This window comes from Actinacidiphila oryziradicis (assembly GCF_005047355.1).
GTDB classification, from domain to species: Bacteria; Actinomycetota; Actinomycetes; order Streptomycetales; family Streptomycetaceae; genus Actinacidiphila; species Actinacidiphila oryziradicis.
This window is the reverse complement of the sequence record NZ_SUMC01000045.1, coordinates 22,075-42,469: the sequence shown is the minus strand read 5'-3', so window position 1 is coordinate 42,469 and position 20,395 is coordinate 22,075. Positions and strand designations below refer to the sequence as shown.

Genomic DNA, 20,395 nt, shown 5'->3' with positions numbered 1-20,395 from the left:
GGCCCGAGGGCGCCGGTGGTCGAGGGACCAGACCGGCAGCAGCCTGGACGGGCCGCCGCGCAGCATCCAGCCGGGGAAGAGCGAGAGCGGGTCCAGATAGACCGGACCGCGCCGCAGTCCCCAGTGCAGGCAGCCGCCCTGGCAGTGGGACGGTCCGTCCTCCAGCACTCCGACCACTTGGCCGGCCGTCACCTCCTGGCCCACCGGCGAAGCAGCCCGCACCGGCTCGTAGGTGATCCGCAGCCCGCCCCGCAGCGAGATCACGAGCACCCCGCGCCCCGCCACGCGGCCCGCGAAGGCCACCCTGCCCGCAACCGCCGCCAGCACTGGAGTGCCGGGCCCCGCTCGCAGGTCCACCCCGCGGTGCCCGGCGCCCCACGGCGACAGCGGCGGGTCGAACCCGCGCTCGACGACCGGCCGCGGCCGGGCACCGGTACCCGGCACCGGCCACGCGCGGGCGCCGCCATCCGCCGGCCAGGCCGGAGCCGCGAGCGGCCCGAGCAGCGCCAGGACCGCGGCCACAGCGGCCACCGCCGCCAGCACCGTGAGGTCCCCCGGCCGGGCCGATCCGAAGGGCCGGGTCGCGCGTGGAGTCGTGCCGCGTGGAGTCATGCATAGACGATCCCGCGATTCGGCCCTGTGAGATGATCATGCATCGGGCCTGTGGATAACTCCGCGGACAACTCCGCGTCCGGACCGGCGGCCCCTGCTCCGCCCGCCCGCGTACCACCCCTCCACCGCCCACGCCCACGGCCGGAGAACGATGTCGCTCCGGGCCCGGGCGGTCCCGTACACTTTCCATGGCGATCCGGGTCACCGGGTCGACTTCGCACGCCCCGCCACCGTCCTTAACGAGTACGGTGGCCGCGCTTCTCGGTCCCTTGTGGCACGGCGCGTCGGGGCGTCAGGCGCGGCAGCCGTCCGGCGGTCGCGGAACCGAGAACATCAAGGAGTGCGGCCATGGCCGTCGTCACGATGCGGGAGCTGCTGGAAAGCGGCGTCCACTTCGGGCACCAGACCCGTCGCTGGAACCCGAAGATGAAGCGCTTCATCTTCACGGAGCGCAACGGTATCTACATCATCGACCTGCTCCAGTCGCTGTCGTACATCGACCGCGCCTACGAGTTCGTCAAGGAGACCGTCGCCCACGGCGGTTCCATCATGTTCGTCGGCACGAAGAAGCAGGCTCAGGAGGCCATCGCCGAGCAGGCGGGCCGCGTCGGCATGCCGTATGTCAACCAGCGCTGGCTGGGCGGCATGCTCACCAACTTCTCCACCGTCTTCAAGCGCCTGCAGCGCCTGAAGGAGCTCGAGGAGATCGACTTCGAGGACGTGGCCGCCTCCGGCCTCACCAAGAAGGAGCTCCTGGTTCTCTCCCGTGAGAAGGACAAGCTGGAGAAGACCCTCGGTGGTATCCGCGAGATGCAGAAGGTGCCGAGCGCCGTCTGGATCGTGGACACCAAGAAGGAGCACATCGCCGTCGGTGAGGCGCGCAAGCTCCGTATCCCGGTTGTCGCGATCCTCGACACCAACTGCGACCCCGACGAGGTCGACTACAAGATCCCGGGTAACGACGACGCGATCCGCTCCGTCACGCTGCTCACCCGTGTGATCGCCGACGCCGTCGCCGAGGGCCTCATCTCCCGCTCCGGTGTCGCCACCGGTGCCGACAAGGCCGACGCCGCCGCCGAGCCGCTGGCCGCCTGGGAGCGTGAGCTCCTGGAGGGCGAGAAGGCGAAGACGGAGGAGGCCGCAGAGGCTCCCGCCGCTGAGGCCGCTGCTGAGGCTCCGGTTGCCGAGGCCCCCGCCGCTGCTGAGGCTCCGGCCGCTGAGGCCCCCGCCGAGGCTGAGGCTCCCGTCGCCGAAGCTGCTGCTGAGCCGGCCGAGGCCCTGGCTGCCGACGCCGAGCAGGCCTGAGCCGCAAGGCTTCCGCTACGTGTGTGAACGGCGGGGGCTCCGGCCCCCGCCGTTCACCCGTAGAACCACCGGATTCACCGACTTTTCGAGAAGAGACCGACAGACCATGGCGAACTTCACCGCCGCCGATGTCAAGAAGCTCCGCGAGCTCACCGCCGCCGGGATGATGGACTGCAAGAACGCTCTCGTGGAGGCCGAAGGCGACCTGGACAAGGCCGTCGAGATTCTCCGTGTGAAGGGCCAGAAGGGCGTCACCAAGCGTGAGGGTCGCTCGGCCTCCAACGGTGCCGTTGTCGCCCTGATCGCAGACGGCAACACCGAGGGTGTGCTCCTCGAGCTGAACTGCGAGACCGACTTCGTCGCCAAGGGCGACAAGTTCGTCGCGGTCGCCGACACGATCGCCGCCCACGTCGCCACCACCAAGCCGGCCGACCTGGACGCCCTGCTCGGCTCCGAGATCAAGGACGGCCAGACCGTCCAGGCCTTCGTCGACGAGGCGAACGCCACTCTCGGCGAGAAGATCGTGCTCTCCCGCTTCGCGCAGTTCGGCGACGGCTTCGTCGCCTCCTACCTGCACCGCACCAGCCCGGACCTGCCCCCGCAGGTCGGAGTCCTGGTCGAGCTGGACAAGGAGAACGCCCAGGTCGCCAAGGACGTCGCGCAGCACATTGCCGCGTTCTCCCCGATCTACCTCTCCCGCGAGGAGATCCCGGCCGAGGTACTCGAGAACGAGCGCCGCGTCGCCGAGGCCACCGCGCGCGAGGAGGGCAAGCCGGAGGCAGCCCTGTCCCGTATCGTCGACGGCCGGGTGACGGGCTTCGTCAAGGAGAACGCCGTTCTCGAGCAGGCTTTCGCCAAGGACAGCAAGAAGACCGTCCAGAAGGTGCTCGATGAGGCCGGCGTGAAGCTGAAGCGTTTCGCGCGCTTCCGTGTCGGTGTCTGACCGGTCTCACCGGTCCGGCCGTTCCGACCGTCCAGCCGGGACATCAGGACCTCAGGACAGCGAATGACCGACGACCCCGCTAGGGTCGGACGCAGTCGGCCGCCCACCGGCCGACCGCAGTTGTGACGAGGAGGCCATTGCCGTACAGGGAACGCATGCGGACCCGCGGCAATGGCCTTCTTCGTACATGCACGAGGAGACTTTCGATGGGTGAGGGCGCCGACAAGGCCCAGAAGACCGGCAACGGCACGGATACCGCGCACCGCCGGTATCTGCTGAAGCTTTCCGGCGAGGCTTTCGCCGGAGGAGGGGGACTCGGCGTCGACCCCGACGTCGTGCACGCCATCGCCCGCGAAATCGCAGCGGTCGTCCGGGAAGGCTACGAGATCGCCATCGTGATCGGTGGCGGCAACTTCTTCCGTGGCGCCGAACTCCAGATGCGCGGCATGGACCGGGCCCGCTCCGACTACATGGGCATGCTCGGCACCGTCATGAACTGCCTTGCTCTCCAGGACTTCCTGGAGAAAGAAGGCATCGAGACCCGGGTGCAGACCGCCATCACCATGGGCCAGGTCGCCGAGCCGTATCTTCCGCTGCGCGCCGTACGGCACCTGGAGAAGGGCCGAGTCGTCATCTTTGGGGCCGGCATGGGCATGCCGTACTTCTCCACCGACACCACCGCCGCCCAGCGCGCCCTGGAGATCGGCGCGAAGGCGCTGCTCATGGGCAAGAACGGGGTCGACGGGGTCTACGACTCCGACCCCAAGCACAATACGGACGCGGTCATGTTCGACGCCCTGGAGTACGGGGACGTCATCACGCGTGACCTCAGGGTCGCCGACCTCACCGCGATCACGCTGTGCCAGGACAACAAGCTGCCGATCCTGGTCTTCGAACTGCTCGCGGAGGGCAACATCGCCCGGGCCGTAAAGGGTGAGAAGATCGGCACGCTGGTCAACGACCAGGGCACCCGGGCCTGACTGGCCCGGCACGGGGATGGACAACACACTGCCCGGTCGGACACCGTGCAGGTAAGACGCGCGCAGGGGCCGAGGCTCTGCCTTCTGAAAACCAGGAGCACATGGTGATTGAAGAGATCCTCCTCGAAGCCGAGGAGAAGATGGAGAAGGCCGTAGTCGTCGCCAAGGAGGACTTCGCCGCTATCCGCACCGGCCGTGCCCACCCGGCGATGTTCAACAAGATTGTGGCGGACTACTACGGTGCGCCCACGCCCATCAACCAGCTGGCCTCCTTCGCGGTGCCCGAGCCCAGGATGGCCGTCATCACGCCGTTCGACAGCTCCGCGCTCCGCAACATCGAGCAGGCCATCCGCGACTCCGATCTCGGCGTCAACCCGAGCAACGACGGCCGTATCATCCGGGTGGTCTTCCCGCAGCTGACGGAGGAGCGCCGCCGCGAGTACATCAAGGTCGCCCGGGGCAAGGGCGAGGACGCGAAGATCTCCATCCGCAGCGTCCGCCGCAAGGCCAAGGAGACGCTCGACAAGCTTGTCAAGGACGGCGAGTCCGGCGAGGACGAGGTGCGCCGCGCGGAGAAGGAGCTCGACGACACCACGCACAAGTACGTCGGCCAGGTCGACGAACTCCTCAAGCACAAGGAAACCGAGCTGCTCGAGGTCTGAGCGGCGACAGGCATTCACATCCACCGCCCGGTCCACCGTCGGCAGCTCACCGAGTAGACCAAGCAGCCCCAGCCGATCCGGAACGAAATCGTGAGGCGAATCTCAGTGAACGACTCTTCCTGGGGAGCTTCGCCACGCGCCGGCTCCTGGGGAGCGCCTGACCAGGGACCCGTCGGTTCGGCGGGTCCCTCCTACGGCGCGGACGTGACACCGCAGACTCAGCGTATGCAACCAGGGCCCGAGTTCCACGAGGAGAACCCCGTGCCGCCGGAGCCCGCGCATGCGAAGAAGAACGCAGGCCGGAATCTGCGCGCCGCCATAGGAGTCGGAGTCGGGCTCGGTGGAGTCGTCATTGCCTCGCTCTTCATCTGGAAGGCCGCCTTCGTCGGTGTGGTGGTCCTGTCCGTTGTCGTCGGCCTGTGGGAGCTCACTTCGCGATTCGCCGAGAAGAAGGCGATTCACGCACCCTTGGTGCCGCTGGCGGTGGGCGGCGCCGCCACTGTCGTCGCCGGATACCTGCGCGGCGCCGAGGGCGCCTGGGTGGCAATGGCGTTCACCGCCCTCGCGGTCCTCGTGTGGCGGATGACCGAGCCTCCGGAAAACTACCTACGGGACGTCACCGCAGGCGTTTTCGCCGTCTTCTATGTGCCGTTTCTCGCCACCTTCGTGACGATGATGCTCGCCGCGCATGACGGCCCCTGGCGCGTCTTCACCTTCCTGATCCTGGCCGTGATCAGCGACACCGGGGCATACGCGGTCGGTTGGCGTTTCGGCACCCACAAGCTCGCTCCCCGTATCAGCCCCGGCAAGACCCGTGAGGGCCTGATCGGCGCCGTGACCTTCGCCATGGCGGCCGGTGCCTTGCTGGTGCACTTCCTCATCGACGACGGGCAGTGGTGGCAGGGCCTGCTCCTCGGTCTCGCTGTCGCGGTCAGCGCCACCCTCGGTGACCTCGGCGAATCCATGATCAAGCGGGACCTGGGCATCAAGGACATGGGCACCCTCCTGCCCGGCCACGGCGGAATCATGGACCGCCTGGACTCCTTGCTGCCCACCGCCCCCGTGGTGTGGCTGCTGTTGGTCGTCTTCGTCGGATCCGGCTGACGCCCGCGGGGCAGGTCGTACGCCCAGGGGCCGTAGTCCTCTTGGCACCGAGGGTCCCGGTACCCGGCGCCTGCCCAAGGCGTAGGCTGCGGCCGGTCTCACTCACCGGCGAACGCCCAGCCGCTCCACTTCTCCACGATCACGCTGACGACAGGCCCCTCGGGAGGGCGGTCACGGTACTGCTCGTACCTGTCGCGCAGTAGTTGAACGGCCTTGGACCATTCGCTCCCGGCGTCCAGGATCTCCGCGTGGCCATCGGCGCGGGCCCACCAGAGGGCTGACCAGTCGGCGTCGTAACGGTCTGCGAGAACAGCCACCCTCGGGTTCTCGCGGATGTTCTGGAGGCGGCGCAGATTCCACGTGCTCTTGGGCTTGTGATCGATCGCGAAGTAGAGCACGTCCTCGTCGGCCGCGAAGGTGACCGGCACGATATGAGGCACACCACTGGCGTCAGCCGTGGCCAGGCGGGCGACCGGCGAGGCCGCGAAGCGTTCCCGGGCTTCGGCAGGCGAGAGCCTCATGGCTCGACCGTACCCGCATCGACCGCCGTCCTCTCTGGCGCCGGGAGGGGGTCCGCGGGTCTGCGACACTGGTACGACCATGCCTGTTCCCGGAGAACTCACTTTCGTCACGCCGCGCGGGGCCAAGAAGCCCCCGCGGCACCTTGCCGACCTCACGCCCGCGGAGCGCCGCGAGGCGGTGGGGGGGCTGGGGGAGAAGCCGTTCCGCGCGAAGCAACTCTCGCAGCACTACTTCGCGCGGTACGCCGACGACCCGGCGGCCTGGACCGATATCCCGGCCGGGTCGCGCGAGAAGCTCGCCGCTGAGCTGCTGCCCGAGCTGATGTCGGTGGTGCGGCACATCTCCTGTGATGACGACACGACCCGTAAGACACTCTGGCGGCTGTTCGACGGCACGCTCGTCGAGTCCGTGCTGATGCGGTACCCGGACCGGGTCACGATGTGCATCAGCTCACAAGCCGGGTGCGGTATGAACTGCCCGTTCTGTGCCACGGGCCAGGCGGGGCTGACACGTAATCTGTCGACCGCCGAGATCGTCCACCAGATCGTGGCGGGGATGCGGTCGTTGCGCGACGGCGAGATCCCCGGCGGCGCGGCGCGGCTCAGCAATATCGTCTTTATGGGCATGGGCGAGCCGCTCGCCAACTACAGGCGCGTGGTCGGCGCCATCCGACGGCTGACCGACCCCGAGCCGGACGGACTGGGGCTCTCGCAGCGTGGCGTCACCGTCTCCACGGTGGGGCTGGTGCCCGCGATGCTGCGCTTCGCCGACGAGGGTTTCAAATGCCGTCTCGCCGTGTCGCTGCACGCGCCCGACGATGAGCTGCGTGACACGCTGGTGCCGGTGAACACGCGCTGGAAGGTGCGGGAGGTGCTGGACGCGGCGTGGCACTACGCCGAGGTGTCGGGCCGCCGGATCTCCATCGAGTACGCGCTGATCAAGGACATCAACGACCAGGCCTGGCGGGCCGATCTGCTCGGACGGCTCCTGAAGAGCCACCGTGTGCATGTGAATCTGATCCCGCTCAACCCCACGCCCGGCTCTAAGTGGACGGCCTCCCGCCCGGAGGACGAGAGGGCGTTCGTCGCGGCGCTTGAGGCCCACGGCGTTCCGGTTACGGTGCGCGATACTCGCGGGCAGGAGATCGACGGGGCCTGCGGCCAGCTGGCAGCGTCCGAGGTGTAGCGAGCGCCGCGCCGGCGCTTACGGACCCGGGGCCGCGACGCCGCTGTGACACCAGGTGCTGGCGCGGCGGGGGGCAACCTCGCGGCGTTGTCGAATCGTCCGCGCTCCGGCACTACATGCCCAGCGGCAGCGCCGCGAGCTTCGCGACGATCCAGGCGAGCGGCACTACGACGGCGAGCAGTACAGCCGCGCGCAGAGCTGCGGCGTTGCGGAGGAAGGCGGTTGAGGCGCCGAGCTGGATGAGGGCGGCGGTGGTGTGGCGGCGGGCGAGTTTGGCTTCGAGGGTGGCGGTGAGGGCGGTGGCGGTGGCGCAGACGGCGACAAGGACGGTGGCGAAGCCGGTCAGCGGGCCGAGACCGTAGCGGCCGGCGACGGCGTAGGCGGCGGAGGCGACCGTGCAGAGGACGCCGAGGGGGCGGCCGACGCGGTGGGCCTCTTCCTGGAGCGCACGGCCGGCGAGCAGCCGTAGGGCGCCGGGGTGGTAGACGGCGATGAGGCGGCCGAGGGCGTGGGTGAGGCCGGGGCCGGACAGGACCATGCCGACTGCGGTGAGGGCCCAGCCCGCGAGGACGGCCGGGGCGACGGCGCCGAGGCCGCCGGGAAGCGGGATGAGGGAGCCGGGGTGGGTGGGGCCGTCGCCCGAGACCTCGATGGTGAGGCCGATGGCGGTGAGCGCGGCGCCCCAGGGGAGCCCGGCGGGGGCCCGGACGGCGGAGGGGGCGCCCGAGCCGTCGGCGTACGCTTCCTCGGCCTCCTCCGGCTCCGCCTCGGCGGGTACGGGCGCGGCTTGGCGCGGCCGCAGGCTGACCGCGGCGGCGGTGGCGGCGATCAGCGGCACCGCGGCGAGCAGGGTGAGGGCGGCGGCGAACGGGAGCGGGTGGCCGGCGCCGAGCACTCCGGCGGCGGCGCCGTCGAAGGGCGAGCCGGAGATGTCGCCGCGCAGATGCAGAAAGACCACGAGGGAGATGGCGCTGCCGAGGACGCAGTTCAGGGCGGTGGACGCGGCGGCGAGCAGTGGGAGCCCGCGCTGCCCGAGTCCGGCCGCCGCGAGTCCTGCGCGCAGCCGTCCGTTCGGCTCCGTACGGGCGACGACGACCGCAAGGTGCACGGTGACGGCGGACGGGATGACGCACCAGCCGAGCCGGACCAGGGCGGAGGTGGAGTCCCCGGGGTGCCCCACCGCGTAGCCGAGGATGGCGAGCAGCAGGAAGCCGGTGCCGGCCGCGGCGCCCGCCACCAGGAGCCGTCGGAACAGAACGGTGGGGCGTGAGCCGCGGGCTACACGGAGGCTGAACACGAGCTGGCACCCTCCCGGTCCTGGGACGGCATGCCGGAGACCAGCCGTCCGTCGACCAGGGTGATGACGCGGTCGGCGAGCGAGGCGACCTCGGGGTCATTGCTGGCGAGCACGACGGTGATCCCGTGCGAGCGCGCCGCGCTGGTGAGCGTACGCAGTACGTGCGTGCGGTCGGCACGGTGCAGCGGCACGGTGGGCTCATCGGCGAACACCACCTGGGGCAGGTTCACCAGGGCGCGGGCGATGGCGACGCGCTGACGCTCGGCCTGCAGCAGCGCGGCGGGGCGCTTGCGGGCGAGCGGACCGATGTCGAGCCGCTCCAGCCACTCCTGGGCGGCGTTCTTGGCGGTGCGGTGCGGTACGCCGCTCAGGAGGAGTGGCAGGGCGGCGTTCTCCCGGACGGTGAGCTCGGGAAGCAGTTGCGGGCCGCTGCCGATCCAGCCGAAGCGGTCACGGCGCAGTCGCCCGCGCACAGCCGCCGGGAGGGTGTGCACCGGGGAGCTGTTGAACCACACCTCGCCCTCGTCCGGCACCAGCCGCCCGGACAGGCAGTTCAGAAGCGTGGTCTTGCCGGCGCCTCGCTGCCCGAGGACGCCGAGGATCTCGCCTTCGCGTGCGGCGAGCGAGACGCCGGTCAGGGCGGGCGAGCCCTGGTGCGCGTGGCGTAGGCCGCGGGCCCACAGCACGTCGTTGTCTGGTGGGGCCACCATGTCCTGCACCTCCGCGAGTCGCGTTCTTCCCCGCGGTTGAACGAATGCGGAGGAGACGGGTCACTGTGGTGGCACGCTACGCGTGCGGCGGCGCTTTGCCCGGCCTTCGGCCGGGGTGTTCCCGCCCGCCCACCCGTGCGGGTGAGTGGGCGGGCGGGAGCCTCCGCTCAGAGCTTGGTCCAGGCTTCCGTGAGGACGGTGCGGAGGATCTGCTCGATGTCGTCGAACGTCGACTGGTTGGCGATCAGCGGGGGCGCCAGCTGCACCACCGGGTCGCCGCGGTCGTCGGCGCGGCAGTAGAGGCCGTTGTCGTAGAGCGCCTTCGAGAGGAAGCCGTACAGGACGCGCTCGGTCTCCTCGTCGGTGAAGGTCTCCTTGGTGACCTTGTCCTTGACCAGCTCGATGCCGTAGAAGAAGCCGCTGCCGCGGACGTCGCCGACGATCGGCAGGTCGTGCAGCTTCTGCAGGGTGGCGAAGAAGGCACCCTCGTTGTCGAGGACGTGCTGGTTGAGGCTCTCGCGCTCGAAGATGTCGAGGTTGGCGATGCCGACCGCGGCGGAGACCGGGTGGCCGCCGAAGGTGTAACCGTGCAGGAAGGTGTTGTCGCCCTTGTAGAACGGCTCGGCGAGGCGGTCGGAGATGATGCAGGCGCCGATGGGGGAGTAGCCCGAGGTCATGCCCTTGGCGCAGGTGATCATGTCCGGGATGTAGTCGAACTTGTCGCAGGCGAACATCGTGCCGAGCCGGCCGAAGGCACAGATGACCTCGTCGGAGACGAGCAGGACGTCGTACTGGTCGCAGATCTCGCGGACCCGCTGGAAGTAGCCGGGGGGCGGCGGGAAGCAGCCGCCGGCGTTCTGCACCGGCTCCAGGAAGACTGCGGCGACGGTCTCCGGGCCCTCGAAGAGGATCTGCTGTTCGATCTGGTCGGCGGCCCAGCGGCCGAAGGCGACCGGGTCGTCGCCGAACAGCGGGGCGCGGTAGATGTTGGTGTTGGGGACCTTGCGGGCGCCGGGGACCAGTGGCTCGAAGGGGGCCTTGAGAGCGGGGAGACCGGTGATGGAGAGGGCGCCCTGCGGGGTGCCGTGGTAGGCGACGGCCCGCGAGATGACCTTGTACTTGGTGTGCTTGCCCTGGAGCTTGAAGTACTGCTTGGCGAGCTTCCAGGCGGTCTCGACCGCCTCGCCGCCGCCGGTGGTGAAGAAGACCTTGTTCAGGTCGCCGGGGGCGTAGTGCGCCAGCCGTTCGGCGAGCTCGACGGCCTTGGGGTGGGCGTAGCTCCACAGCGGGAAGAAGGCCAGCTCCTGGGCCTGCTTGTAGGCGGCCTCGGCGAGCTCGTGGCGACCGTGGCCGGCGTTGACCACGAAGAGTCCCGCGAGGCCGTCGATGTACCGCTTGCCCTTGTCGTCGTATATGTACGTGCCCTCGCCGCGCACAATGGTCGGCACAGGGGCGTTCTCGTACGACGACATGCGGGTGAAGTGCATCCACAGGTGGTCGTACGCGGTTTTCGAAAGGTCCGCGCTCATGGCTATCTGGTTCCCCAGGTGTAGGTCTGCTTCCGTAGCTTCAGGTAGACGAAGCTCTCGGTGGACCGCACGCCGGGCAGCGTGCGGATCCGCTTGTTGATCATCTCCAGGAGATGGTCGTCGTCCTCGCATACGATCTCGATGAGGAGATCGAAGGAACCCGCGGTGACCACGACGTACTCGACGGCGTCCATCGCGGCCAGCGCGTCGGCGACCGGATCGATGTCGCCCTCGACATTGATGCCGACCATTGCCTGGCGCCGGAACCCCACGGTGAGCGGGTCGGTGACTGCGACGATCTGCATGACGCCCTGGTCGAGCAGCTTCTGGACGCGCTGCCGTACGGCGGCTTCGGACAGGCCCACGGCCTTGCCGATGGCGGCGTAGGTGCGGCGCCCGTCCTCCTGCAACTGCTCGATGATCGCCTTGGAGACGGAGTCGATGGTGGCCACAGGCACCACTGTGCATGAGACGTCCGCTGTCCCGCAACCCCCGATCGATGAAATTCGTGGTTCTTGGCAGTGCATATAACGGATTCCATTGTTACGGGGTTTCGCGTATGTCGAATACGGCAGCGGTGGGACTAGGCTGGAGGCAGTGCCATCAGGACCATCGGGACCATCGGGACCATCAGGACAGGAGAGGTTGCAGTGAGCGAGCTCCGTACTCTGCGCAACTACATCAACGGAGAATTCCGCGACGCCGCCGACGGCCGGACCACTGATGTGGTCAACCCGGCCACCGGTGAGGTGTACGCCACCGCGCCGCTGTCCGCAGCCGCCGATGTGGACGCGGCGATGGCCGCGGCCGCGGCGGCGTTCCCGGCCTGGCGGGACACCACGCCGAGCGAGCGTCAGAAGGCGCTGTTGAAGATCGCGGACGCGATCGAGGCGCGGGCCGACGAACTGGTCGCCGTCGAGAGCGAGAACACCGGCAAGCCGCTGGGGCTGACGGCGAGCGAGGAGGTCCCGCCGATGGTGGACCAGATCCGCTTCTTCGCCGGCGCCGCCCGGCTCCTGGAGGGCCGCTCGGCCGGTGAGTACATGGAGGGCCTGACCTCGATCGTCCGCCGTGAGCCGGTGGGTGTGTGCGCGCAGGTCGCCCCGTGGAACTACCCCATGATGATGGCGGTCTGGAAGTTCGCCCCGGCCATCGCCGCGGGCAACACCGTGGTGCTGAAGCCGTCGGACACCACCCCGGCGTCGACGGTGCTGCTGGCTGAGATCCTCGGCGGCATCCTCCCGGACGGCGTCTTCAACGTCATCTGCGGCGACCGCGACACCGGCCGCGCGATGGTGGAGCACAAGGTGCCCGCGATGGCCTCCATCACCGGCTCGGTCCGCGCGGGCATGCAGGTCGCCGAGAGCGCTTCGAAGGACGTCAAGCGGGTCCATCTGGAGCTGGGCGGCAAGGCCCCGGTCGTCGTCTTCTCCGACACCGACATCCCCAAGGCGGTGGGGGACATCTCGGTGGCGGGCTTCTTCAACGCCGGCCAGGACTGTACGGCCGCCACCCGCGTCCTCGTACAGGAGTCGATCCACGACGAGTTCGTCGCCGCGCTCACCAAGGCCGCGGCCGACACCAAGACCGGGCAGCCGGACGACGAGGATGTGCTGTTCGGCCCGCTGAACAACGCCAACCAGCTCAAGCAGGTTTCCGGCTTCATCGAGCGGCTGCCCTCGCACGCCAAGGTGGAGACGGGCGGCCACCGGGTCGGCGAGAAGGGCTTCTTCTACGCCCCCACCGTCGTCTCGGGCCTGAAGCAGGACGACGAGATCATCCAGAACGAGGTCTTCGGCCCCGTCATCACCGTCCAGTCCTTCACCGACGAGGACCAGGCGGTGGAATGGGCCAACGGCGTCGAGTACGCGCTGGCGTCCTCGGTGTGGACCAAGAACCACGGGCGCGCCATGCGGATGTCCAAGAAGCTCGACTTCGGGTGCGTGTGGATCAACACCCACATTCCGCTGGTCGCGGAGATGCCACACGGCGGCTTCAAGAAGTCCGGCTACGGCAAGGACCTGTCGGCGTACGGGTTCGAGGACTACACGCGGATCAAGCATGTGATGACGTCGCTGGACGCGTGAGGTGACCGGGCCCGGGTGGAGCGGCGCCGTAACCCGGGCCCGGTCGTATCGTTGGACCACGCGGCCGCGCAGCCGAGGGTGGCGGGGAGGAGCACGGCCGTGACCATCGAATTGACCGACAGGATCGAGATGGCCGAGAGCGACGAGCTGACCTTGGACGACCTGTTCGAGATGCTGGAGCGAATGCCGGTCCCCGAGGGCTACAAGGTTGAGATCGTCGAGGGGACCGTCTACATGTCGCCGCAGGGGAAGTGCCACTGGGACCTCATCACGGACGTCTATGAGCAGCTACGGGCCGGCTATGCGCGGAAGCGGCTGACCTCGGACGTCCGGTTTGACTTCCCCGGCCACCTGAACGGCTTCTGTCCCGATCTGGCCGCGCTGAAGGCCGGCGCGAAGGCGGACGCCAAGGGGAAGTGTGACCCCCGGGACATCGAGTTCGTGCTTGAGGTCATCTCCAAGTCGACGGCTCCCAACGACTACGGCCCCAAGAAGGCCGTGTATGCCGAGGCCGAGGTGCCCGTTTATCTCGTCGCCGACCGGTACACCCGCCGTTGCCACGTCTACACGCATCCCAAGGGCGGCGAGTATCAAAGCGAGTTGACCGTCGCCTTCGGTGAGCCGGTCGACCTGACTGGCACGGTCGTCGCACTGACCCTGACCACCGAGGACTTCGGCCTCGACTGAAGCCCTCGGCAAAGCCCCCCGCCGCGTTGGAGTCCCCCGTCCTCGCCTGTCCCGGAGCAGTACATCTGGGTCGTACGGGCTCGCAGCGTAGCGGCGCGCACCAGCCACGCCACCGGCGCCGACGAGGGGCCGGTGAGTCGTCAGCCGTATCAGCCGTCGAGCAGCCTGCGGAGCGTGCTGACGCGGTTGGTGGTGATCGAGTCGACGCCCATGCGGTGCAGCCGGCGCATCGTACGGCGCGTGTCCGCCGTCCAGACGGCGACGAGGAGCCCGCGTTCGTGCGCCCAGTGGACCAACTCCGGGCGGCCCAGCCCGAAGCGGAGGTTGAGCCACCGCGGGCGTACCTCGTCGATGACCGCACTGGGCGGCGGGGTGGAGCTCTTCCAGGTCAGGGCGATCTCGGCGTCCGGGTCGCGGTCGCGGACGGCCAGCAGCGCGGTGGTCTCGCCGCAGTAGTAGGTGCGGGTTCCGGCACCGCAGGAGCGTACGGAGTCCAGGACGGCGTCGGCGGACTCAGGGAGGGTGAGGTCGAGCAGGGCGCGAGCACCCTCCACCGCGCCCAGTGCCTCGTCCAGGGTCGGGACGCCGCCACCGGTGAGCTGCCGCACCCGCTCGCAGGAGAGGTCCGCGACGGCGACGGCATGCCCCCACAGCCGCTTGAGCGTCGGGTCGTGGAGCAGCACCGGGATCCCGTCGGAAGTCAGCCGTACGTCCATCTCCACGGCGTCCGCGCCTGCCCGCACGGCGGACGCCAGCGACGGGAGGGTGTTCTCCCGGTGCAGGTACGGATCGCCGCGGTGGGCGACGGTCAGCGCTGCCATCCGGCCGTATAGGTGTCGATCTCGGCGGCGAGCCGGGTCTTTCCGGCCGGGTCGAGGAAGGAGGCCTCGACCGCGTTCTTGGCCAGCGCGGCGAGCCCGGTCTCGTCCAGGCCGAGGAGGCGGGCGGCGACCGCGTACTCGGTGTTGAGGTCGGTCCCGAACATCGGCGGGTCGTCGCTGTTGATGGTGACCAGCACGCCGGCCGCGACCATCTCCTTCACAGGGTGCTCGTCGAGCGTGGCGACCGCGCGTGTCGCGATGTTGGAGGTGGGGCACACCTCCAGCGGAATGCGGTGCTCGGCGAGATGCTCCAGCAGGCGCGGGTCCTGGGTGGCGCTGGTGCCGTGGCCGATGCGCTCGGCGCGCAGTTCGGTCAGCGCGTCCCAGATGCTCTGGGGGCCTGTGGTCTCGCCCGAGTGCGGGACGCTGTGGAGTCCGGCGGCGATGGCGCGGTCGAAGTACGGCTTGAACTGCGGCCGCCCCACGCCGATCTCGGGTCCGCCCAGCCCGAAGCTCACGAGGCCCTCGGGGCGCAGGTCCACGGCGAGCCGTGCGGTCTCCTCCGCGGCGGGGAGCCCGGCTTCGCCGGGGATGTCGAAGCTCCAGCGCAGAATGACCCCGAGCTCGGCCTCTGCGGCCTTGCGGGCGTCCTCGATGGCCTCCATGAAGGCGTGGCCGGGGATGCCGCGGATCACTGAGCTGTACGGGGTGAGGGTCAGTTCGGCGTAGCGGATGTTCTGCCGGGCCATGTCGCGCGCGATCTCGTATGTCAGCAGCCGGATGTCCTCGGCGTTCCTGATCAGGTCGACGACCGACAGATAGACCTTGATGAAGTGCCGGAAGTCGCTGAAGGTGAAGTACTCGGCGAGCGCGGCGGGATCGGTGGGCACCTTGGAGTCGGGGTGTCGGGCGGCGAGCTCGGCGACGATCCGGGGAGAGGCGGATCCGACGTGGTGCACATGCAGTTCGGCCTTGGGCAGACCCGCGATGAAAGTGTCGAGGGCGGTCGCGGTGTCGGACATGCGGGGGTTCCTCCTGCAGGCGGGCGTCGGCTCATCGTAGACGGCTTTGAGGGCCGCATCCCCTGTCATATTCAGGCCATAACATTGCCGGAGGTAGCCACAGGAAGGCAGCGATGTCCGACGAGCCCAAGAGTTCCGAGCCCCGCGACCCATGGGCGCCACCGGCCGATGTGCCGCCCGGCCCGGCCGCCGAGACTCGTGCCGACGCGGCACCCCCGGCCGCCTGGGCTCCCGCCGACTCGGCCGGGGTCATCGAAGGTCCGTTCACATGGACTCCGGCTGCAGGGGCTCCGGGCGCAGGGGCCCCGCTGCCGTTCCCGCCGTCCGCGCCGCCTGGCCCCGCGGGCCCGCCGGGGCTCTTCCCTCCGTACTCCCCGTACCCCCAGTTCCCGCCACCTTCGGGCCCGCCCGGCTACGGCGGCTACTCCGGCTACCCGGCCCACCCCGGGTACCCCATGCCCCCGTACGGCGGCTGGCCGCCCGGCGCCGTACCGCGCAACGGCTTCGGTGTCACCGCACTGGTACTCGGCATCATCGGCGCGGTCCTCGCCATCGCCTGCTTCGGCGCTTTCCTCGGCCTCCCGTTGGGCATCGCGGCGCTTGTGTTCGGCATCATCGGCCTGCGCACCGTCAAGCGCGGTCAGGCCACCAACCGTGGCCAGGCGCTGGCGGGCGTCATCCTCGGCGCCGTCGCGGTCGCCGTCTCCGCGGCGATGATCGCCCTGGTCATCGGCGGCATCGCGAGCGGGTGGTTCAACTCGGACAATGTCATCACGCCCGACCGGGGCGAGCAGGGCTCCCCCATATCCGAGGGTGAAGACGTCACCTACAGCGACGGCCTCCGGGTCACCGTCTCCGGCGTAGGGGCGGCCGACGTACCGGCCCAGTACACGAAGGGCGGCAACGCCGTCCGGTTCACCGTCACCGTCGAGAACACCGGCACCTCCACCGCGAACCTCGACACGAGCGAGATGAACGCCTACGGGGACCCGGCCGACGAGAAGCCGCTCCGGGACGTCTCAACCGACGCCGGGCTGCCGCCCGGCCTCAGGGCCAACGCCACCGCCACCACCGAGGTGATCGTGGTCGTCCCGGCGGGCGCCGACGGCCCCATGGAGATCGAGATAGCCCCGGGCTACGACTACGACTACGCGTACTGGGACGTGACGGTCCCCTAGCGATCCGTCAGCGAAGATAATCCCAGGCCCGGGTGATGGATCTCAGGCCCTCCGGAATCGCTTCCGGGCTGGGCAGCGGACGTCCGGGCTGGATCCCCCCGGTCCGGATCTTGTCCTTCCCTCACTGCCCGGGAACGGTGACTGTTGAGGACGACGGGCAGCAGTGTCGAGCCGGACCGGGGCGGCGACAGTACGAACACCGGCGTGCGCGGCAGGCGGTCGGTCTGGGATCGGACGGCGGGCGGGCGGCCGAGGCCACCGGGCCGGAGTCCGCGTCCTTGGGCGCGCCTACGGCCGGACCGCCTCCAGCGCCAGCAGTGCCACGTGCAGTGACAGGCACGATTCGACCTGGTCCAGGTCCACGCCCAGGATCCGCTCCACGCGGTGCAGCCGGTCGTAGAAGGACGGCCGTGACAGATGGGCGGCATCGGCCGCCGCCGACTTGTTGCGGCCGTGCTCCAGATACACCGTCAGGATCCTGACCAGGTCCGAGCCGTGCTCCGCGTCATGCGCCAGCAGCGGGCCGAGCTCGCGCTCGACGTACGTCTGGAGCCGCGCGTCGTCGCGCAGCAGGTGCAGCAGCCCGCGCAGCCGCACATCCGGCAGCCGGTAGTACGTTCCCGCCTTCCGGCCGCCGTGCAGCGCCGCGTCCGCGACCTGGGCCGCCTCCAGCAGCGTACGGCGGGCGTCCCGCAGCGAGCCGACCGAGGACCCGGCGGCCATGACGAAGGCGGGGCCGCCGCCGGCCGGCTCGCCCCCGGCCGGCTCGGTCAGCCGGTGCAGCGCCGCCGCGAAGCCCTCCAGAGCCGCGTGCTCGTCGTCGGGCGGTCCCAGCGATACCAGGACGCCGACCGCGCCGTCGTCCAGTCCGCCGGTCAGCGCGGTCAGCCCCCGCTCGCGAACCGCCAGTGCCGCCGACTCGGTGAAGTCCCGCAGCCGCGACTGCGCCTCCAGCGCCGCCGAGGGCGGGCCGCCGCGCAGCCGCAGCATCACGCCGACCAGCCGCCGCCCCTCCAGCGGCACCCCCAGAGCCCTGGCGCGCAGCGCCACGTCCGAGACGGTCAGCGCGTGCGTGAGGATTCCGGAGAGCAGCGTGCGGTGCGTCTGGCGCTCCAGTGACTCCCGGTCGCGTTCGAGCAGCCGGTTCAGGGCGAGCGTGGCGGCGCCGCGCTCCAACAGCACGGTGTGCCGGTGCGGTGGCCCTGACGGACCTATCGGCCCCGCCGGACCGCCTGGGCCGGCCGCCGGCCCGCCGCCCGCGGACCGGGGCGGCGGGCCGGGCTCGCCCACCAGCACCAGTCGTCCCCAGTCGCGCCCGCGCGCGCCCACCGCGGTGACCAGCCACCCCGTCCGCCGGTCGCACCCGGTCCTGCCCGCCGGCGCGACGCCCCGGGAACGCCGCTCCCAGCCGTCGAGCAGCCCCTCGGGGGCCTGGCCGGCCGGGTCGAAAGCCAGCACCTGGTGCGAGAGGTTCTCCAGAACGACCGGGGCCCCCGCCATCCGGGCCACTTCCCGGACCACCTCGTCGGCCTCGGCGCCCTCGACCGACAGCTCGTTGAAGGTCTGGTGCACCGCCTCCGACACGCGCAGCTCGGCGAGCTGCGCGTCCACCACATGCGCGTGCACGGCCTCCGTCACCGCCACGAAACGGACCTCGGTGCGCAGCATCACCAGCGGCAGCCCGCGGCGCTCGGCGGCTCGCACCAGCGGCCTCGGCAGCGCGTCCGCGTAACGCCGCCCCAGCTCGACGACGAGCCCGGCGGCGCCGATATCGGCGAGGTCGTCGATGTAGCGGGCCAGCGAGTCGCGGTCTGAGGGGAGCATGACGCCGGTGGTGAGGACCAGCTCGCCGCCGTGCAGCATCCCGGCGATGTCGGCCAGCTCGCTGATGTGCACCCAGCGCACCGGGCGGTGCAGCCCCGCCGCGCCCGCGACGACCTGCGGGGCCCCGCGCCGCAGCGCCTCGAGTTCCAGCACCAGCGCGACAGTGGGGAACAAGGTGTGACCTCCCGGGCAGGCGCGAGCAGTGTGTAAAGCGTTCCGTGTTCCAGCATGCGGAGTGTCGGTTGCCGCCTGCTGCAGCGTACCGGCATCGTCGCACCCAACAGACAGAATCCGTCGCGTAACCAAAAGGCAACAACGGAATCCCTTGTCGGAGCAGTATGGCTCTGCCAGGATCAGCCAACAATCCAGGATTTGGCCACATCTCGGGCCTAGACGAGGAGAGCCACGATGGACGGCAGTACAGAACCGGCGTTCCGGGCCCCGGACCGGTTCGCCGAGGGGGCGCAGTACATCGCGGGCGAGCTGCGCCCCGGCACCTCCGGCCGTACGCATTCCGTCATCGACCCGGCCACCGGCCGCACGGTGTACGAATACGAGCTGGCCGGCACAGCCGAGGTCGACGCCGCGGTCGCCGCCGCCAAGGACGCGCTGCCCGGCTGGGCCGGGGCCACCCCCGGCGAGCGCTCCGACGCCCTGCACGACTTCGCCCGCGTCCTCGCCAGCCGCGCCGATGACCTGGCGCAGGCGGAATCGCTGCAGTGCGGCAAGCCCATCAAGCTCAGCACCGGGTTCGACGTGCCGGGCACCATCGACAACACCGCTTTCTTCGCCGGGGCAGCCCGCCATCTCCAGGGCCACGCCGCGGCCGAGTACTCCGGCGACCACACTTCGTACACCCGCCGTGAGCCGATCGGTGTCGTCGGCTCGATCGCACCCTGGAACTACCCCCTCCAGATGGCCGCCTGGAAGATCCTCCCGGCCATCGCCGCAGGCAACACCATCGTCCTGAAGCCCGCCGAGCTGACCCCGCTGACCTCCCTGCTCTTCGCCCAGGCCGCCACCGCGGCGGGCCTTCCGCCCGGTGTCATCAACATCGTCACCGGCACCGGCAAGGAGGCGGGCGAGCACCTCGTCGGCCACCCGGACGTCGCGATGACGTCGTTCACCGGCTCGACCGCGGTCGGCAAGCGGGTCGCCGAGATCGCCACCCGTACCGTCAAACGCCTGCACCTCGAACTCGGCGGCAAGGCGCCCTTCGTCGTCTTCGACGACGCCGACCTCGCCGCCGCCGTCCACGGCGCCGTCGCCGCGTCGCTGATCAACACCGGTCAGGACTGCACCGCCGCGACCCGTGCGTACGTCCAGCGCCCGCTCTACGGCGCCTTCGTCGCCGGAGTCGCCGACCTCTTCGCCTCCGTACGCGTCGGCGACCCCTTCGACCCGAAGACCGACCTCGGCCCGCTGATCTCGCACGCCCAGCGCGACCGGGTCGCCGGATTCGTCGAGCGCGCCCGTTCCTACGCCACCATCGTCACCGGCGGCGAAGCCCCCGACACGCCCGGGGCGTTCTATCTGCCCACCCTGGTGACGGATGCCGCCCAGGACAGCGAGATCGTCCAGTCCGAGATCTTCGGCCCGGTCCTGGTCGTGCTGCCCTTCGACACCGACGACGAGGGCCTCGCCCTGGCCAACGACACCCCGTACGGCCTCGCCGCCTCCGCGTGGACCCGCGACGTATACCGGGGCAACCGCGCCACCCGCGAGCTCAGGGCCGGCTGCGTCTGGGTCAACGACCACATCCCGATCATCAGCGAGATGCCGCACGGCGGCTACAAGGCGTCCGGCTTCGGCAAAGACATGTCCACGTACTCCTTCGAGGAGTACACGCAGGTCAAGCACGTCATGTTCGACAACACGGCGGTTGCCCGCAAGGACTGGCACCGCACGATCTTCGGAGACAGGTGAC

18 protein-coding genes and 1 pseudogene are annotated in these 20,395 nt (G+C 70.0%); 10 read left to right on the top strand and 9 right to left on the bottom strand.

Annotation, left to right across the window (positions count from 1 at the left end):
• Nucleotides 1-147: 147 nt before the first annotated feature.
• Nucleotides 148-612, bottom strand: a pseudogene (locus tag FCI23_RS33970) (peptidoglycan DD-metalloendopeptidase family protein); the annotation flags it as partial.
• Nucleotides 613-960: 348 nt separating this feature from the next.
• On the opposite strand from FCI23_RS33970, the gene rpsB reads away from it, so the two are divergent.
• The 5 genes from rpsB to FCI23_RS33945 all read left to right on the top strand — a co-directional run bounded on the left by rpsB (nt 961) and on the right by FCI23_RS33945 (nt 5,606).
• Entirely contained in the window at nt 961-1,917 is a 957-nt protein-coding gene (rpsB, locus tag FCI23_RS33965) for a 30S ribosomal protein S2 (RefSeq protein WP_136727972.1), read from the top strand.
• 106 nt (nt 1,918-2,023) lie between these two features.
• On the top strand, nt 2,024-2,860 hold the full coding sequence (gene tsf, locus FCI23_RS33960; protein ID WP_136727970.1) for a translation elongation factor Ts: 837 nt from the start codon (nt 2,024-2,026) through the stop codon (nt 2,858-2,860).
• A gap of 206 nt (nt 2,861-3,066) precedes the next feature.
• Entirely contained in the window at nt 3,067-3,840 is a 774-nt protein-coding gene (gene pyrH / locus FCI23_RS33955; RefSeq protein ID WP_136727968.1) for a UMP kinase, read from the top strand.
• A gap of 104 nt (nt 3,841-3,944) precedes the next feature.
• The gene (gene frr / locus FCI23_RS33950) at nt 3,945-4,502 is read left to right on the top strand and encodes a ribosome recycling factor (RefSeq protein ID WP_136728003.1); all 558 of its coding nucleotides are present in this window, start codon (nt 3,945-3,947) and stop codon (nt 4,500-4,502) included.
• A gap of 105 nt (nt 4,503-4,607) precedes the next feature.
• Nucleotides 4,608-5,606 (top strand): phosphatidate cytidylyltransferase, encoded by a 999-nt coding sequence (locus tag FCI23_RS33945; protein WP_136727967.1) that lies wholly within the window; start codon nt 4,608-4,610, stop codon nt 5,604-5,606.
• Nucleotides 5,607-5,704: 98 nt separating this feature from the next.
• On the opposite strand, the gene FCI23_RS33940 is transcribed toward FCI23_RS33945, so the two are convergent.
• Nucleotides 5,705-6,127: a TIGR03668 family PPOX class F420-dependent oxidoreductase gene (locus FCI23_RS33940; protein WP_136727965.1), complete on the bottom strand. Its 423-nt coding sequence runs from the start codon at nt 6,125-6,127 to the stop codon at nt 5,705-5,707.
• Nucleotides 6,128-6,206: 79 nt separating this feature from the next.
• Between FCI23_RS33940 and rlmN the strand changes: the two genes are divergently transcribed.
• Nucleotides 6,207-7,313 (top strand): 23S rRNA (adenine(2503)-C(2))-methyltransferase RlmN, encoded by a 1,107-nt coding sequence (gene rlmN / locus FCI23_RS33935; protein WP_136727963.1) that lies wholly within the window; start codon nt 6,207-6,209, stop codon nt 7,311-7,313.
• A gap of 112 nt (nt 7,314-7,425) precedes the next feature.
• Here rlmN and FCI23_RS33930 read toward each other — a convergent pair whose 3' ends face one another.
• The 4 genes from FCI23_RS33930 to FCI23_RS33915 all read right to left on the bottom strand — a co-directional run bounded on the left by FCI23_RS33930 (nt 7,426) and on the right by FCI23_RS33915 (nt 11,301).
• On the bottom strand, nt 7,426-8,610 hold the full coding sequence (locus FCI23_RS33930) for a hypothetical protein (RefSeq protein ID WP_136727961.1): 1,185 nt from the start codon (nt 8,608-8,610) through the stop codon (nt 7,426-7,428).
• Nucleotides 8,592-9,320 carry an ABC transporter ATP-binding protein gene (locus FCI23_RS33925; RefSeq protein ID WP_136727960.1) on the bottom strand — a complete coding sequence of 243 codons (729 nt, stop codon included), beginning with the start codon at nt 9,318-9,320 and terminating at the stop codon, nt 8,592-8,594. Before FCI23_RS33925 ends, FCI23_RS33930 begins: the two co-directional genes overlap by 19 nt.
• Nucleotides 9,321-9,487: 167 nt before the next feature.
• Nucleotides 9,488-10,849 carry an aspartate aminotransferase family protein gene (locus FCI23_RS33920; protein ID WP_136727958.1) on the bottom strand — a complete coding sequence of 454 codons (1,362 nt, stop codon included), beginning with the start codon at nt 10,847-10,849 and terminating at the stop codon, nt 9,488-9,490.
• Nucleotides 10,850-10,851: 2 nt separating this feature from the next.
• Nucleotides 10,852-11,301: an Lrp/AsnC family transcriptional regulator gene (locus tag FCI23_RS33915; RefSeq protein WP_246144318.1), complete on the bottom strand. Its 450-nt coding sequence runs from the start codon at nt 11,299-11,301 to the stop codon at nt 10,852-10,854.
• Between the two features lie 198 nt (nt 11,302-11,499).
• Between FCI23_RS33915 and FCI23_RS33910 the strand changes: the two genes are divergently transcribed.
• Complete coding sequence (locus FCI23_RS33910; RefSeq protein WP_136727954.1) at nt 11,500-12,936, top strand: gamma-aminobutyraldehyde dehydrogenase; 1,437 nt, start codon at nt 11,500-11,502, stop codon at nt 12,934-12,936.
• Nucleotides 12,937-13,035: 99 nt separating this feature from the next.
• Entirely contained in the window at nt 13,036-13,623 is a 588-nt protein-coding gene (locus FCI23_RS33905) for a Uma2 family endonuclease (RefSeq protein ID WP_246144317.1), read from the top strand.
• A 149-nt stretch (nt 13,624-13,772) separates the two neighbouring features.
• Here FCI23_RS33905 and FCI23_RS33900 read toward each other — a convergent pair whose 3' ends face one another.
• A complete protein-coding gene (locus FCI23_RS33900) occupies nt 13,773-14,444 on the bottom strand; it encodes a glycerophosphodiester phosphodiesterase (protein WP_136727952.1) in 672 nt (223 codons plus the stop codon).
• The gene (locus tag FCI23_RS33895) at nt 14,432-15,466 is read right to left on the bottom strand and encodes an adenosine deaminase (protein WP_136727950.1); all 1,035 of its coding nucleotides are present in this window, start codon (nt 15,464-15,466) and stop codon (nt 14,432-14,434) included. The genes FCI23_RS33900 and FCI23_RS33895 overlap by 13 nt, the downstream gene beginning before the upstream one ends.
• 113 nt (nt 15,467-15,579) lie before the next feature.
• Here FCI23_RS33895 and FCI23_RS33890 point away from each other — a divergent pair, with 113 nt between their 5' ends.
• Nucleotides 15,580-16,644 carry a DUF4190 domain-containing protein gene (locus tag FCI23_RS33890; protein WP_136727948.1) on the top strand — a complete coding sequence of 355 codons (1,065 nt, stop codon included), beginning with the start codon at nt 15,580-15,582 and terminating at the stop codon, nt 16,642-16,644.
• Between the two features lie 288 nt (nt 16,645-16,932).
• Here the strand turns inward: FCI23_RS33890 and FCI23_RS33880 are convergent, their stop codons facing one another.
• Nucleotides 16,933-18,642: a PucR family transcriptional regulator gene (locus FCI23_RS33880; protein WP_136727947.1), complete on the bottom strand. Its 1,710-nt coding sequence runs from the start codon at nt 18,640-18,642 to the stop codon at nt 16,933-16,935.
• A gap of 234 nt (nt 18,643-18,876) precedes the next feature.
• Here FCI23_RS33880 and FCI23_RS33875 point away from each other — a divergent pair, with 234 nt between their 5' ends.
• Complete coding sequence (locus FCI23_RS33875) at nt 18,877-20,394, top strand: gamma-aminobutyraldehyde dehydrogenase (protein WP_136727945.1); 1,518 nt, start codon at nt 18,877-18,879, stop codon at nt 20,392-20,394.
• The last annotated feature ends 1 nt before the right edge of the window (nt 20,395 follow it).

What these genes read in the sequence shown, in the direction of transcription:
- FCI23_RS33940 (WP_136727965.1), bottom strand. Translation starts at nt 6,127, where the DNA reads ATGAGGCTCTCGCCTGCCGAAGCCCGGGAACGCTTCGCGGCCTCGCCG.
- rpsB (WP_136727972.1), top strand. Translation starts at nt 961, where the DNA reads ATGGCCGTCGTCACGATGCGGGAGCTGCTGGAAAGCGGCGTCCACTTC.
- tsf (WP_136727970.1), top strand. Translation starts at nt 2,024, where the DNA reads ATGGCGAACTTCACCGCCGCCGATGTCAAGAAGCTCCGCGAGCTCACC.
- FCI23_RS33890 (WP_136727948.1), top strand. Translation starts at nt 15,580, where the DNA reads ATGTCCGACGAGCCCAAGAGTTCCGAGCCCCGCGACCCATGGGCGCCA.
- FCI23_RS33875 (WP_136727945.1), top strand. Translation starts at nt 18,877, where the DNA reads ATGGACGGCAGTACAGAACCGGCGTTCCGGGCCCCGGACCGGTTCGCC.
- FCI23_RS33920 (WP_136727958.1), bottom strand. Translation starts at nt 10,849, where the DNA reads ATGAGCGCGGACCTTTCGAAAACCGCGTACGACCACCTGTGGATGCAC.
- rlmN (WP_136727963.1), top strand. Translation starts at nt 6,207, where the DNA reads ATGCCTGTTCCCGGAGAACTCACTTTCGTCACGCCGCGCGGGGCCAAG.
- FCI23_RS33900 (WP_136727952.1), bottom strand. Translation starts at nt 14,444, where the DNA reads ATGGCAGCGCTGACCGTCGCCCACCGCGGCGATCCGTACCTGCACCGG.
- FCI23_RS33925 (WP_136727960.1), bottom strand. Translation starts at nt 9,320, where the DNA reads ATGGTGGCCCCACCAGACAACGACGTGCTGTGGGCCCGCGGCCTACGC.
- pyrH (WP_136727968.1), top strand. Translation starts at nt 3,067, where the DNA reads ATGGGTGAGGGCGCCGACAAGGCCCAGAAGACCGGCAACGGCACGGAT.
- FCI23_RS33895 (WP_136727950.1), bottom strand. Translation starts at nt 15,466, where the DNA reads ATGTCCGACACCGCGACCGCCCTCGACACTTTCATCGCGGGTCTGCCC.